Below are 16,159 nucleotides of genomic sequence, written 5' to 3'. Positions count from 1 at the left end.
TATTTAGGTTCGAAAAGTATATTCCTTTTCAATAGTTTTATTTATATTTCGAATACACTAATATCTTAGAGAATGAACTACTTAGCAAGTCTTCTTATTTTTTGTACATTGATATTTCCTTCTAAGATTAATAATGGAAATCAACAAAGAGCAGTAATGCAAAGCGTTTTTGATATAGAGGAGTTTCAAAAGCACCTTGCCTATTCACCTCGGTTTGTGGGAACTAACAATAGGCTAGAAGTACTGATGGTTGGCCTACCCGACCTAGAAAACGATGAAGTCCAATTTGAAGTGCGAAACAAATCTATCAGAATAACCTCTGAAAAGGAAATTGAAGAGCTTGAGCATCATTTTTACATTAGAATAGATGAATTTGATCTAAAAAAATCAAAAGCAAGAGTCATGCTCTCTTATCAGAATTCCAGAATGTATTATGAAAAAGAGCAAAAAATATTGTTGAATGCTCAATTGCTGAAAAACAGTAATAATGAGTGGATAGTCGAAAATTATAATCTAGACGAAGTCAGTATTAATACTTCCGATTAAGGATTTCAGCATAAACTATTGCTTTCTTTGCACTTTCAGGATCTGATAAGCCTTCTCTTATTTCTTTTGCAAAAAGGTTTTCGCTTTTTTTATCATCGAACTCTCTAAATCTGTTGCTTTGAGTGGATACCTCTTCAATATCTACTAATTCGTCTATACTTTTCAGCTTCTCTCCTTTTTTGTAAAGTTCCTTTAGAGTTTCATCCGCATTTTCGTAATCTTTTTGGCTTACCTCTTGATTTATAGGTCTTTCATCAACTTGCTCAGAAAGGGGTCTAATATCCTCGCTATCCGTCAAAATTTCACCTGACTCATTTTGCGATTCAATGCTTCGCTGCTGATTTTCACCGCTTAGTTCAGCCAAAAGCTCTTCAAAAGATTTAGGTCTCCTCTTTCCTTCGGAGGTTTGCTCAGTTGATTGAGACTCTTCTTTCTTTCTAGTATCTGGCTTTTTCTTTTTTCCCCTACCTTTGAATAAAAAATAGAGAATAGAGAGCACAATATATATGAGGATTTTATAATCTTCCATATTATAAAATTACTAAAACTTTAGATAAAAAAACTATCTAAACTAAAGGAAATAAATATTCAGAACTCATTAAGCTTAAAGCCTATTAGTAGAACGTCATCCGTTTGACTGTAACCCCTTTTCCAATCCTCAAATTTCTTGTTTAAAAGGAACATCTGATCTGTTGTTTCCTTATCAGAAATTTCTTGAAGAAGCGTTCGTAATTTACCTACCATGAATTTCTTATCCTTGGGGCCACCAAATTGATCTTGATAGCCATCAGAAAAAATATAATAAGTGTTTTTCGGATTATAATCAATAACATTTGAAGTGAACTGATCGTCATTGTTTACCTTTCGTTTACCTCCAATAGAAATCTTATCACCTTTAACCACTTCTATTTGCTGATCTTCTCTTACGATAACCAAGGGATTTCGAGCTCCTGCAAAGTGAAATGTTTTTGCATTTTCGTCTATAACGGCAATGGCAGCATCCATGCCGTCTTGATTTTCATTTTGAGATTGCTTTAAGTAACTATTTACTCCCTCATGAAGCTTGTTCAAAACTTCTGCAGGATCAGTTACACCTTCTTGAAGGACTATCTGGTTAAGATTCGTATCGCCCACTAATGACATAAAAGCACCCGGCACTCCATGCCCCGTGCAATCTATAGCGGCTAGTATTTTCTTTCCATTGACTTCTGCAGCCCAATAAAAATCTCCAGACACAATATCTCTCGGAAGGAATAAGACAAAGGATTTCGGAAACATGCTCTTGATAAAAGCATCGGTCGGTAGCATGGCGGATTGAATTCTTTGAGCATATCTAATACTCCCGATTATATCTCTATTCTGCTTTTCGATGAAATCCTTTTGTGAATGCATGGCATCTCTTTGCGAAAGAATCTCTTCTTTTTGCATTTTCAATTCCTCATTCTGCTCTGAAATCTGATCGCTTTTAAACCGTAAATCCTTCTGTGCTTTGATTAAACTCTGATTCCTCTCCTGTAATTCAAAATGAGCCTCTTGCAATGCCACTCGATGCATGAAATTGTTTTTCATGATGTAGTAGCGAAATGCAGCCATCGAAAATGCAGCTATACCAACTACCAATAGTATATTCACCCCCTTCATCATGAAATAATCTAGAACTCCCGCATCGCAGAAATAGGTATGCACCAAAACTTGAATCAAGAAAACCGCAAAAAAATTAATCACAAAATAGAAAGGCCTCAATATCACTAAAACCGCACTTGTGATAAAGACCGTAATAATTGAAATCAAGTAAGTCATCCAATCGGAACAATCCACCATATAAGCCGCAGACGTGAAAAGACAAAAGGCAATTATTTCAAAAAGTAATTCGTGGCTAAACTTAAATTTTTGATGGAGCAAATATACTATCCCTACTACTAGAGATGGGCCGTATCGAAATGCATACCATACATTGATATTTGCTTTTTCAATCGAAAGTTCTGGAATAGTGCTCAATGGAAATAGAAAAATAACCAAGAGAGCCCCCCACCGTGCATAGATGTGCCCTATACGCTTATACTCTTGCTTCCAAGCATCGTTCAAATTGATCCCAAAACTGTCTGCTATATTTAGCTTCATCTATTTTTCTCAAAAAATTCAGTGCGAGATTAGCACACAATTCCTAAATATAAAAATCATTTATCGAAAATGAGGGTAAACATGATCCTTCATTAAAGATTGTACTTTTTTACGTAACCACCTCCGTTTAATATGTCTTATCTGTTCATCGTAATCTTGTTTTATATCAATTTTATAATCTGGAAGGCTTACGTCAGATGCTTCTTCCACCCATACAGAATGAATTGTAAAAGCAAACTGCAGTTCATCGTGATCTAGCTTAACCACAGGGCCTTTATGTAGGTTAGACGCATCAAATATCCATATTTCAGAAAAATAAGAACTAGTTTTAGGAATATTTTCCTCCTTCCCGATGACAGTACATAAAATATAACCATTCAAAGATTCGGGAATATCATTATTTAAAGAGTTACTGGGTATAAACTGTAAAGACCACATAAAACAATCTTGAGGAAAACTATAGTGGTCAGTGACCTTCATCGAATCAGTCTCAACGGTCTCTAGAACGAATGGAGCACCTTTTTTAGTGAATTCAAGCATTTGCTCAGCACTGTAAATTCGGTTTCTTTTGGGGTCTTGATAAAGTCTGTAAATAAAATCCGTTAAAAGTTGATCATCTAAACCGTAAGCCTGCCAAAAAACATGCTTGATCTCTCCTACATTCTTGTCAGGTGATAACATATCACGATAAGTGTAAAGCCCAACTCCCCAAGTATGTGGGCCTGGATCTTTTTCACCAGGTCTACCTTCTAGATGAAGAAAGACCGTTTTATCTTCGAGGTTATCTCTGTTCTTGACATCAATAACAATTTTTCCAATTTTACCAATGTCCATCTCGCCAACAGCCAACATACCTACTCGCTGAGGGTCAATAGGCCTATTATGTAATTTGCATTCGTCATAATATCGAACCCATTCAGCAGGACATGCGCTACAATTATGAGCAGCATGTAAGGTGACCACCCCTCCTGGGTTTTCATAGTTTGCAGAAAAATGAACAGTTTCGACCGGAAGCACCACCTTATGAGCTTTGACCTCTTCAGCTTCAGGAACTAAATCTCTTCTATGTACGATATAAAGGGTAGAATAATCATTTTGTGCCCCATCCAACAATTCTCTCAGAAAAGAGTCAATTCTTGCATTATTTGGAAAAGGATTATTCAGCATAACATCTAATGTGAATTTGAAGTTAGTATCAGCCATGAGAACATAATCTCTCGTGAAACCAATCTGATGCATGTTGTGCTGAATTTGGATATTTGAACCATTTTCATTTACAATTTTAAAAGATTTAGGATTCTTTTCTCCAGTCCAACGGACTAAGTAGACTGCATCTTCATTTGAAAAATGCCTGCCAATCAAATTCCAGTACCATTGTCGAAGTTTATCCCAAATAGATTTTGGCTCTTTTTCAGCGGCTTCTTCGTAAAAAAAATCATTAACTTCTTTTACTACCTGCTCCTTATCCTCTATTTCCTCCCATCTACTTATTCTCTCTTCCAACCTCCTTTCAATCTCTTCTTCACTACTAAATATCAAATGAAAAATTTCAGTTGCACTTAATAGGTTTCGAGTGGTCTTGGTGAAATTAACACTAAATACCTCCTTAGTTTCCGGATCATAAACAGGGTGAGCTGTTGTTAGCACCATTGGAAAAGGATTATTTAAAAAAGGTGGAGTCCCTGCCCTCCAGAATTTGTTTTCTCCAATCGGAGTAATTAAATCAAGGCTTTTGGGATCAAATTCAAATGGTCTACCAGCATCGAAAGTAGCTAGCAATCGAGATTGTTTATCACCAGGTTTTCGAAAAGGAGTTATAGCGGTGTTGATTTGATTTCTTGTCCCTAATTTCATTGACATCCTTGCCAAGCCCCTATTCTTAAAAGCTATCTCAGCATACGGATTGTTGGGATTCAAAATCGGGCTCGAAGCAATATCAGCATAAAAACAGGGGGTTTTTAATAATCGCGTTTTCAGCTTTACTTTTCCTGAGTCAGTGAAATCGAACCGATACATATATCCATCACCATTTATCACAGGGGAACCAAATTCTTGATTAAACTCTCCGTTTGGAAGCTTCCTTTCGTAAGGCAATCCACCACTGTTGACAGTTCCAGCGCCGGAATTGATAAAAACGAAACCAGATAAATCCTCTGGAATCGTTCCTTCTTTAACTTTCAATTCAATATCAAGTGGCTCTCGGGTAGAGGTGAGTAAGTTTGGGTGACTCATAGTTTTGGTGATTATTATTGGTTTTATTTCCGCTACATAAATAATAAAAATTCAACTAAAAATTAACTAATTACAATATTATTTACATCATTTTTGAATACTTGAAGCAATTCTTATCTGCATAGATTAGTTTTATTCGAACCGTTATAGCATTTTTTAAACAGAAGATTCCTTATCATTACCCACTTCTCCAAATAAATTATAAATTTGTTATCCGCTTTTTCGAGCGTAGATTTTTTGAGTAAAAATTATGCAGCTAACCAAACTTGAGATAAAAGGATTTAAGAGCTTTGGTGACCGGATGGTCATTAACTTTGACAAAGGTATCACAGGTATCGTAGGCCCAAATGGATGCGGTAAATCCAATGTAGTAGATGCCATAAGATGGGTTCTAGGAGAACAAAAATCTCGAATGCTCCGCTCAGACAAGATGGAAAACGTTATTTTCAATGGGACAAAAAAACGTAAGCAAAGTAATTTAGCCGAAGTATCTCTGACTTTCAATAACACTAAAAACTTACTACCAACCGAATACTCTAACGTAACAATTACCAGAAGATACTATAGGACTGGTGAGAGTGAATATCTACTGAACGGAGTAAGTTGTCGATTAAAAGACATCACTAATCTTTTTATGGATACTGGAATAAGCTCTAACAGCTATGCGATTATTGAGCTCAAGATGGTGGATGATATCTTAACAGACAAAGATAATTCTCGAAGGGGATTGTTTGAAGAGGCAGCAGGAATCAGCAAGTTTAAAATCAGAAAAAAGGAAACTTTAAAAAAATTAACCGATACTGATGCTGATTTAGAACGAGTTGAGGATTTACTCTACGAGATAGAGAAAAACTTGAAGTCGCTAGAAAAACAAGCCAAACAGGCCGAACGATACTATCAATACAAAGGGGAATACAAAGAGAAAAGTATTCTTTTAGCAAAGAAAACTGTCGCTGATAAGAGAGAGGTCTTTTTGAAGTTAAATAAACAAGTTCAAGCAGAAAATGATAAAAAAGTCAGTTTAAACAGACAGTTAGCTGAACAAGAAGCTGCCTTAGAAAAAGGTAAATCAGAATTATTACAAAAAGAAAAATTATTGGCAAGTCGTCAAAAAGCACTGAATGAACATGTCAATAAGATCAGACAGTACGAAAGTGAGAAGAAAATAAAGAATGAACGATTACGCTTTTTACAAGATAAAAGTGACAGTCTAAAAAGTCAGATCGAGCAGGATAGACAAAGTAATGAGCGAGCTTCTTTTAGCATCAAAAGTTTAGAGCAGGAAAAATCTTCAGCTGAGAAAATCTTCTTTGAAACGGAGCAAAGAGTTGAAGTTCTAAAGTCAGAATTTGATGAGCAAAAGAACAAAACATCTGCTATTCGAGAAGAAGTTAATACTTTAAATCAGCAACAAAAAGCTTTACAGAATGAAGTTTATCAGTTAAATAAATCATTAGAAATCAAAGAGATCCAGCTATCTTCTGTAAAACAAGAATTAGAAAAAAGTAGTACCGATACTACAGAGCAATCGGCTAGTTTGCAAGAGTTTGATGCAAAGTTAGAAGAGCTATCAAAAGTCTTAAAGGAAAAAAATGAGTATTTAACTAATCTTAAAAACAAGGAAGATAGTCTTAATCAACAAATCGAAGATCATAAGAATACAATTGAACTCATAAGGGAAGAACTAACCCAATCTTCACGAAAGCTTGATGCAAGAGAAAATGAATACAATCTAACCAAATCCTTGGTTGATAATTTAGAAGGTTTTCCAGAAGCTATTAAATTTCTAAAAAAGAGCTCAAAATGGGGTAAAAACGCCCCACTCCTCTCTGATGTATTGACCTGCTCTGAGGATTATCGAATTACGATTGAAAATTTTTTAGAGCCCTATATGAATTACTATATAGTGGAAACAGAAGCTCAAGCATTCGAGGCCGTTAATTTATTGAGTGATGCTAGCAAAGGGAAAGCTCACTTTTTCATTCTGGATAATTTCGAAAAGTTCAAACCGAGTGATTCAAAACTCTATGACCAAGCCATTGCAGCTACGGAAATTGTCGAATACGATGCCAAGTACAAAAAATTAATCGGTTTTATTTTAGACAACGTCTACGTAGTAAAAGGGGACTATAAATCGATCCCTAACGATAATGAAAGCATTTTCATCACGCAAAGCGGGAAAGTTACCAAAAGGAAATTCAGCATGTCGGGCGGCTCTGTAGGTCTGTTTGAAGGAAAGAGAATTGGTAGAGCAAAAAACCTAGAAAAGCTACAGGTGGAAATTAAAGACTTAAACAAAAAGATAAGTCAAATAAAAGAGAGCTTAGAAAGCCGTCAAAAAGATTTGGATAACCTAAAAGTTCATAGTTACAGAGAAAACATTGAAATTCTTCAGTCTGAAATCAATGAGGTAAATTCTGAATATGTCTCTATCCGAACAAAACAGGAACAATTTTCGCAAATGCTCAATAGTGCCGCTAATAAACGTGAAGGTATGGAGCAACAACGAGAAACCTTAGCCGAGGAAATTGAAAGTATAAAACCTGAAGCAAAAGAAAAATCTGAGAAACTTCAAGAGATTGAACAAAGATTAAGTCTTATCAGTGAAGATCTCAGTGTTCAGGATGAAATTTTAAGTCAAAAATCATCGGCTTTCAATCAGGAAAATATTGAATTTCATCAGCAACAAAATAGAGTCAACAGCCTTGAACAAGAAATAGGATACAAGCAAACTGCTTTTGAAAGCAGTAAAGAAAGATTAGAAAAGAATCAATTTGAATTAAAAGAAAATGAAGAAGCAATCAAGGGCATAATTGACACCTCAGAAACCAATGATGATGAATTATTGGGTATGTATGATGAAAAAGAACAAATTGAAATAGGCGTCAATGACGTGGAAAAAGATTACTATGCTGCTCGCGGTCAAATAGATGAAATTGAGAAGGAAAGTCGGAATGTTCAGCGCAGTAAAGAACAAGTAGACGAGCTTCTGATGCAAATTCAGAATAATCTGAACGATACAAAGCTAGAACTCAATAGCGTAAAGGAGAGACTTTCAGTAGAATTTGATATTGATCTGGATAAAATAATGAATTCAGAGGAAGAAGAAATCGAAACTGAAGAGAGTGCCGAAGATTTAAGAGAAGCTGTGAGTAAGCTCAAGGAAAGAATGGATCGCATTGGACCAATTAATCCGATGGCAATGGAGGCTTATGAAGAAATCAAAGAGCGAAATGATTTCATTCTAACGCAGCGTGAAGATTTACGCAATGCGAAAGAATCACTATTAAATACTATAAGTGAAATTGATGAAGTAGCTCGAACTAATTTCATAGAAGCATACGAAAAAATTAAAGATAATTTCCAAAAAGTATTTAGAACACTATTTACTCATGAAGATGAATGTGATTTGCAATTATCTGATCCTGACAATCCTTTGGAGTCTAAAATAGAAATCATGGCTAAACCTAAAGGGAAGCGTCCTCTAACCATCAATCAGTTGTCAGGTGGAGAGAAAACATTAACGGCTACTTCCCTCCTCTTTGCCATTTATCTATTAAAGCCAGCACCTTTCTGTATTTTTGATGAAGTGGATGCCCCGCTAGATGATGCTAATATTGATAAATTCAATAATATAATAAGAGAATTCTCAAAAGAGTCACAGTTTATAATTGTAACACATAACAAAAGGACTATGTCGAGCACTGATGTAATTTATGGCGTGACTATGGTTGAGCTGGGAGTTTCGCGTGTGGTTCCTGTGGATCTAAGAGAATTGGAAGACACCCTAGAAGAGTAATTACAAAATAAAGCAGTCAAAATTATTTACGGGGTTTGCAAAAGAGTCCTCGTAGCTTAAAAAAAATTAAGCTTTCATAATGAATAAAACATTTCTCATCCGAATCGGCATAACTGCTCTAGTATTTTGGATACTTGATTCATTTCTTATGTATCTTTTTAAAGAGGAAACCACATTGAGTACCCAAATTCAAGAATCATTTTTCAAGGCAATCGCTTTCTCTGTTATTTTTGGGCTAATCATGCGGAAGAAATGGTTGCGAAAAGATAAAGAGGATTAAAAAAGGCTATCTTTTTCATTATGTCAAAGATAGCCTTTCAAGTTTTTGACTCTACAAAGAAACTAGAGTCTACTGCAGTTACTTATTTAGATATTCTTTCAATTAAATCTGCTGCTCTATTAGAATAACCTGCCTCATTATCGTACCATCCCACAACCTTAGCCAATTTACCTGAAACTGAAGTTAAAGCTGAGTCAAAAATACATGAATGAGTGTTTCCAACAATATCTATAGAAACGATTGGATCTTCAGTATACTCCATAATCCCTTTCATGCTACCTTCAGAAGCTTTTTTCATAGCAGCATTAACTTCTTCTTTTGTAGCCTCTTTTTTCAATTCCACAGTGAAATCAGTTAATGAACCATCTGGAATTGGAACTCTCATAGCTATACCATCCAGTCTACCTTGCAAGTGAGGTAAAACCAATCCAACTGCCTTAGCAGCTCCAGTAGAGGTTGGAACAATAGAATATGCTGCAGCTCTGGCTCTTCTTAAGTCTTTATGTGGAGCATCCTGAATATTCTGATCAGCAGTATAAGCATGAACAGTTGTAATATAGCCTTTTTCAATTCCGAAGGTATCGTCTAAAACTTTAGCCATAGGAGCTAAACAGTTAGTAGTACATGATGCATTAGATAGAATTGTTTCATCTCCTGTCATAGTATCATCATTAACACCTAAGACAACTGTAGGTATATTTCCTTTAGCTGGAGCAGAAATCACTACTTTTTTAGCGCCAGCTTTTATATGCTTTCCTGCATTTTCTTCATCTACAAAAAGACCTGTAGATTCTAAAACGATTTCTACTCCCATTTTTCCCCATGGAAGATTAGCTGGATCTCTTTCAGCAGTTACTGAAATGCTCTTTCCATTTACAATTAAAGAATTAGCATCGAAAGAAATTTCGCCTGGAAATCTACCATGAACTGAATCGTACTTTAATAAGTGTGCTAAAGTTTTAGTATCTGTAAGATCATTGATACCAACTACTTCAACATTATTTTTTTGCAGTAGAGCTCTGAAAGTTAACCTTCCAATACGCCCGAATCCGTTAATTCCAACTTTTACGTTTGACATGTTGATATAATTTATTTAGTTAAGTTAAATTAAGATGTAAATATAAACCTACTTGTCAGCATTATCAAATTACAGGCTTAAAACCTGAGTTTGATCAACATTTACGATTAAAGAGCCCCTTAAATGTGTGTTCCTCTTCAGATGCCTAAACTATTGCAGGCTTTTGCAAAGAATTTTTCATAAAAGGAAAATCATTAACTGCTACCTATAGAGAGGGGAAGCTTCTGCATATAAAGAACCAACTGGCCTTTTCTGCTTTTGCTATGGCCAACCATATTTAGGAAAGCTCGTCTTAGCTATCGAATTCTTTTTAATTCTGAAATACCAATAATCTCAAAATGAGGCCCTAAAGCATAGTTAAGAAAATATTTTTACATTTTTTTCATGCTTGGGTTTGTAATTAAAAAAGAGCCTTCTATATTTGCATCTCCATTTAAAAATGGCCCGTTCATCTAGGGGTTAGGATATCAGGTTTTCATCCTGGAAACAGGGGTTCGATTCCCCTACGGGCTACTTTAGGACACTTAATAAAAAAGTTATTAAGTCATTGATTTTAATAGATTTAACCTTTTTTATTCAAAACTAATTTTTTGATTAAATGCAGTGATGGCCCGTTCATCTAGGGGTTAGGATATCAGGTTTTCATCCTGGAAACAGGGGTTCGATTCCCCTACGGGCTACAAGCAGAAAAGCCACCAAATTTTGGTGGCTTTTTTTGTTTACTGCCGATCATATACATTTCCATCAATAACTGATGTCTTCCTGTACTGTATTAAGTTTACTAGAATTATCACCTTCTAACAAATGCATAGAAATACAATAATTAATCTTGAGTATCTTTTATTATCATTTTATGGCGATCACTTGAAACTTCTTCCACTGTTTCCCATTCTCCTTTTTCGTTTAAACGCTGAATCACATACTTTTTAACACCTTCTTTCCAGCCTTCAAATGCATTCCAACTTAGTTCATACTTCCTGAACTGTACATCCTTTTGCAGCAGCACAGTATTACTTTCGGCACTACTTTCAGTATCAATCGAGCAATCATTGATCACTTTAACTTGGTATTTGTAAGTATTATTGTCAGTATCACTTTCATCATCTATATAGTATTGCTCATGAGGTTCTACACTATCAAAATATTGGAACTCACCTCCATTTTCACTTCTATATATTTCAAAGGCGGTGATCTTTCCTTTACCTGCTTCTGGTATGCTCCATTCCGTAAAAACTTCCCCCGTTTCCATCACAGTGGTGTTTTGAATTTTCGCGACCTGCTCTTCATAGATTTTATCAATTACTTCAATTTCCACGTAGTTACTTATCGATCTTAATGTATTTTTTTCGAAGGCCGCTACTCTATATTCATAAAGACCAGGGCATAAATCTTCAACATCTTGGTATTGTACCGCATCAGTTTTAACAACGGCTATTTCTTGCCATTGCCCCTCTCCTTTCGGTTTTCTAAATATCCTCTGATTATCAATTGCAAAGCCTTTTGACTTATTCCAATTAATTTGCTTTTGATGTTCCTCGTTGATCTCAGGCTGCAATAGTATTGTATTAAATACTGTTAATAAGTCTCTACTCACTGTATCATCACAAAAGGACACCGCCTGAAAAACATATTCATGCGACATATCTTGAGGACGACAACTCTTATCATCGTATATAATGCGTTGATTTGCTCGTCCCTCCAAATCGATTTTCTGTAACAATCTATAGCCAGTTGGACTATCTCGATAAACATTGTAATGCGAAATATTATTATATTGGTAGGGTTCTAATTGAAAATTAACCTGATTGTTTTCTACCAATATTTGAGTCAAGTCAGCTTCCTTATGTTCTACTGTATCTCGAACGAATACTTGATTCTTGTGTGTATAGCTAACAGGGCATCCTTCATCATTTTTTACAGTAAGTGAAACTTCGAAGGTTCCAGTTTTCTCTATTAAAATCGTTGGATTTGCGTCTGTGGAGGTCTGTCCATCACCAAACTCCCACAAGTACGATGGCTTTAATAAATCAGTGCTTTCGTTAGTCAGTTTAAGCTCGACTGGAAAACACTCTCCCGAAATATCCATTTTAAAGTCTACTGTAGGCGTTGGTAGTACTTTAACATCTTCCATTTGAAAAAATTGCTCACAACCTTGATCATTTTCTGCAATCAAAGTAACAGTATAAATACCTGGCGCTTGATATAAATGTTCAGGATTTTGTTCCAGTGATGTATTACCATCTCCAAATACCCATTTCCACTTTACAGCGCTGACCGATTTATCAGTAAATTTGGCTTTTTGAGGTAGACATATTACTTTTTCTTCTATCTCAAAAGCAGTTTGTGGGCCACTTACTTTCACTAATTGTTCTTTTATTAAGGTATCTTGGCATCCTAGTTCATTTGTAATTACCAGTGAGACATCAAACTCACCAACCTTATTATAAACGTGAATGGGGTTTGCGACTTTTGAAGTTGTTCCATCACCAAAATCCCAGAAATAACTCTTAGCACCAGTAGATAAATCTTTAAATGATACTTGTACTGGAACACAGCTAGAAGCAAGGGACTCCGCTAATTCGAAGTCGGCTTCCGCAGGAAAAACCTGAATAAATTGCTCTTTTACGACCATATCGGCACAACCTTCTTCATTATCGGCAATCAATTTAACATCATAAATTCCTTCTGACTTATAAAAATGACTTGGATTCTTTTCAGTACTTGTGGTTCCATCACCAAAGTCCCATTTCCAACTTACAGCGTCATTGTTTAAAGCTGAAAATTGTACGCTATTGCCCAAACAAACCTTTTCTATATCAGACGTGAAGCTAGCTATAAAAATAAAACTCATCGCTTTTTCCTCAGTCACTTTACAGCCCTTATCATTTTCCACAGTTAGCGTTACTTTGCTTTTAGGCAACTCATGAAAAGTGTGTAATGGGTTCTGAAGGGTCGAAGTATTTCCGTCTCCAAAATCCCAGAACCAACTAACGGCATTGACACTTTTATCAGTAAACTGTACTTCTACAGGTAAACACGGCTGATTATATTCAAAACTAAATTCACTAGTTAACTCTTGAATCACTATAAAATCAGATTTGGTTATAGTTTGGCTGCAATTTCCATTCGAAGAAGACAATGTTACAGAGTAAGTGCCTGGCAAAAACTTTATACGAGGATTTTCTTCTGTACTGCTTGCACCATTTCCAAAATCCCATAACCATGATGTAGCTCCTTCTGACTGATTTCGAAATTTAATAACAGTCTCACCACAACCAGTCGTCTTATTAGCAGTAAATTCTGGTGTTGGATTTTTAATTGACAGTTTGTGAGGTAACTCAAATACGGACTCGCACCCTTCAAAGTCTGTTGCTATTGCTTTAATTTGATACTCTCCTGACGAGCTGTACACATAGGGAGCATCAAAATCATCAATAAGCTCACCATTTCCCATATCCCACCTGATATCTTGAAAACCATGTAAATTATGTTCAACGCTTAAATCCTCTCCTAAGCATAATGTTTTAGGACTGATAAATTGATTTTCTCGATTACCAATAAAAATATTTTTGATTTTAGTAGTAGCACAATTATTCTGACCACTTGCAGAAAGACTTATAGCATGCAAACCTTCCCTTTCGATCACAAAACTTCCCGAAGCAGATAATTCTATTTCATTATTATTTAGCTTCCATTCATAATTTTCAAACTCTGGATTTTCAGGACTTACAAAAATCTCAAATCCTTCACACACTTTTCTTGCTTCATATTCAAAGTCAATATCGGATTGATTAATGGTTACCGTTATATAATCTTCCACCCAAATCACACTATCTTTGTTGACTTTAGCCCAATATCCAATTCTATGTTCACCTGCTTCATTAAAGACCTTAGTAAAACTCTCTTTCGAATGCTTTTCACCATCTTCAAACCTCCATTCAAAACTACTGACACTAGGCAGGGGATTTAACAAGTCAATTGAGTAAGGAGCATTGCAACTTGAAAACTGAAACTTACCTATAGGGCTATCACCAGTTTTAACTTCAGCATCCTCTTCAATTTCAGGGTTTTCACAATCAGACCATGGATTTGGAATCATAATAGCTTTAGTTTTTGTGCACTCTCCACCGCTTCCAATGCTATAGCTTATGCCTACATCACCTAATGATATAAAGGAAACATTCAGCTGATTATCTGTTCCCAAAAGACTTTCATTATAAAACCAGCTTATGTTCTGCCAATCTTCTAGGTCAGCCTCAAGGGAAACGCTAAAATAGCCACACTCTTCTCCTTTTGAGACAGTAAAGTCAGTTTCAACATCTAAATCAGGTATTTTAATCAAATTGTATGTTGCTATTGTGGTTTTGCAGCTATTTTTATTGTTGGTGGTTAAACTTACTTCATATATCCCTGGATCACTGTAACTATGCGTTGGATTTTGCTTAGTAGAAGAATGACCATCCCCAAAGTTCCACTCCCAGAAATCATACCCCATAGCACCGTTAAACTGAACTTCTGTAAATGTGCATGATTCAATTACTTCCGGTTCATCCAAGGGAATACTCCTATCCAAAACGGTTATAGGCGTTTCAAACTCATAATCGACAGTACATCCTTTATCATTGATATAGCTTACTTTTGGATAATAAATACCTGGATATTCGAATTGAAAATCTACTTTATCCCCACTAATTTGTTGCTCATCTAAATACCATTTTACATCAGTAGCTCCTCCGTTCAAAATCACGAACTCGGTATTGAAAGGCGCACAACCTTGCCATTCACTGACCTTTATCTCAGTATTCCTTTTGTAGACTTGGATTCTGTCAACAAGTTCTTTTTCTACTTCACATCCCGTTTCATATTTCGTGATAGCAATTACTTTATAATTCCCATTTTTCTCAAAAGTGTAGTTCAAGTCTTTACCTTGAATAGTTTTTCCATTCACTTTCCAAGCATAGCTAGAGGCTCCTGCAGTAGTATTTGAAGCCAGAAAATTGAAAGGTTCGCATCCAGTAAAAGAAGCATAATCAATAGTTATTGGCTGAACTTCCTGAACACTAAATAAAGCATTTTCAACAGCTGAAATGGAACATCCTGCAGAATTCGTATACGTTAGTACAACAGTAATATCACCTTGCACTTCTGGAATAAAAGTAATATTCTTGCCTTGGTAATTTTGACCATTAATCTCCCACTCAAATCCATTTTGAGAAGGATGTTCAGCACTTAAAGTTATGTTTTCGCCAAGACAAACAGAAGTCTCACTTGCTTTGACAGCGGGAGCTTGAAGTTCTTCAACTGCAATTACAGTGTTTAATTGGTCATTTACCAAACAACCGAATTCATTTAAATAATTTACTTCTACAGTGTATTCTCCCACTGCTGCGTATAAATATTCTACTGTTTTACCAATTTTTGTATTTCCATCACCAAAATTCCATTGGACATCACTCACATTCCCTTCTAAAGTGAAAAGGAGAGATTCATCGTCAGACAAACACTGAGCATTCCTACTTGACGAAATAGTTACTGCTGCGGCTTCTTTAACTTCAACAGCATTTTCTAAAACTTTCATCTCTTGACAAGCACCTTCAACTTTCGCAGTAAGCGTTACAGTGTAAATCCCAGCTTCTTCATATTGATAAGTAGGGTTTTCTTGAGTTGATTGATTACCATCGCCAAATGACCAAATAAAAGAATCTGCATTATCTGTAAGGTTTGTAAATAAGATGCTTTCACCTATACAAAAAACTTCATCATCTACAGAAAAATCAACTTGAGGTTTTTCGTATACAGAAATGGGGGTTTCACAAGTCAATTGAACAACTTCTCCGGATTCTAGCGTCAAATCTGCTGTCACCTGCCACTCGCCTGATTCTTCAAAAATAAATGTTGGCTCTTCAGCAGTTGAACTTTGGCCGTCTTCAGTTTGCCAAATTACAGATTGAAAATCATAAGCGTTAATTTCGAATTCTACCACTAGCGGTAAACATCCTGAAGTTTTTTCAGCTTGAATTTGACCTAAAGATTGATAGGCTACAGCTATTATACTGAAAAGAAAAATTGTCCAAAACTTAAAAGATATAGATTTCATGATGAT

The 16,159-nt window shown here is 35.6% G+C and carries 8 protein-coding genes and 2 tRNA genes; 5 read left to right on the top strand and 5 right to left on the bottom strand.

Annotated features, from left to right (window positions below; all coding sequences use genetic code 11):
- Positions 1–72 precede the first annotated feature (72 nt).
- Positions 73–546, top strand: coding sequence for a hypothetical protein (locus B9Y84_RS00715; protein ID WP_085515173.1), 474 nt, complete (start codon positions 73–75; stop codon positions 544–546).
- Here B9Y84_RS00715 and B9Y84_RS00710 read toward each other — a convergent pair.
- From B9Y84_RS00710 to B9Y84_RS00700, 3 genes are read right to left on the bottom strand one after another with little or no spacing between them, the layout of a single operon-like run.
- Positions 530–1,075, bottom strand: coding sequence for a hypothetical protein (locus B9Y84_RS00710; protein ID WP_085515172.1), 546 nt, complete (start codon positions 1,073–1,075; stop codon positions 530–532). The genes B9Y84_RS00715 and B9Y84_RS00710 overlap by 17 nt on opposite strands.
- Before the next feature lie 59 nt (positions 1,076–1,134).
- Positions 1,135–2,667, bottom strand: a complete 1,533-nt coding sequence (locus B9Y84_RS00705) for a PP2C family protein-serine/threonine phosphatase (RefSeq protein WP_085515171.1) — start codon at positions 2,665–2,667, stop codon at positions 1,135–1,137.
- Between the two features lie 60 nt (positions 2,668–2,727).
- Positions 2,728–4,899, bottom strand: a complete 2,172-nt coding sequence (locus tag B9Y84_RS00700; protein WP_085515170.1) for a carotenoid oxygenase family protein — start codon at positions 4,897–4,899, stop codon at positions 2,728–2,730.
- Positions 4,900–5,149: 250 nt separating this feature from the next.
- Between B9Y84_RS00700 and smc the strand changes: the two genes are divergently transcribed.
- Together smc and B9Y84_RS00690 are read left to right on the top strand one after the other, a co-directional pair.
- Complete coding sequence (gene smc, locus B9Y84_RS00695) at positions 5,150–8,698, top strand: chromosome segregation protein SMC (protein ID WP_085515169.1); 3,549 nt, start codon at positions 5,150–5,152, stop codon at positions 8,696–8,698.
- A gap of 79 nt (positions 8,699–8,777) precedes the next feature.
- Positions 8,778–8,978, top strand: coding sequence for a hypothetical protein (locus B9Y84_RS00690; RefSeq protein WP_085515168.1), 201 nt, complete (start codon positions 8,778–8,780; stop codon positions 8,976–8,978).
- A gap of 82 nt (positions 8,979–9,060) precedes the next feature.
- Here the strand turns inward: B9Y84_RS00690 and gap are convergent, their stop codons facing one another.
- Positions 9,061–10,056 carry a type I glyceraldehyde-3-phosphate dehydrogenase gene (gap, locus tag B9Y84_RS00685; protein WP_085515167.1) on the bottom strand — a complete coding sequence of 332 codons (996 nt, stop codon included), beginning with the start codon at positions 10,054–10,056 and terminating at the stop codon, positions 9,061–9,063.
- A 441-nt stretch (positions 10,057–10,497) separates the two neighbouring features.
- Between gap and B9Y84_RS00680 the strand changes: the two genes are divergently transcribed.
- A tRNA-Glu gene (locus B9Y84_RS00680) sits at positions 10,498–10,569 on the top strand.
- Between the two features lie 95 nt (positions 10,570–10,664).
- A tRNA-Glu gene (locus B9Y84_RS00675) sits at positions 10,665–10,736 on the top strand.
- A 143-nt stretch (positions 10,737–10,879) separates the two neighbouring features.
- Here the strand turns inward: B9Y84_RS00675 and B9Y84_RS20710 are convergent.
- The gene (locus tag B9Y84_RS20710; protein WP_085515166.1) at positions 10,880–16,153 is read right to left on the bottom strand and encodes a PKD domain-containing protein; all 5,274 of its coding nucleotides are present in this window, start codon (positions 16,151–16,153) and stop codon (positions 10,880–10,882) included.
- Positions 16,154–16,159 lie beyond the last annotated feature (6 nt).

The organism is Marivirga sericea, assembly GCF_900177665.1.
Lineage (GTDB): Bacteria > Bacteroidota > Bacteroidia > Cytophagales > Cyclobacteriaceae > Marivirga > Marivirga sericea.
The sequence above is the reverse complement of the archived record's forward strand: the minus strand, read 5'-3'. Positions and strand labels throughout refer to the sequence as shown.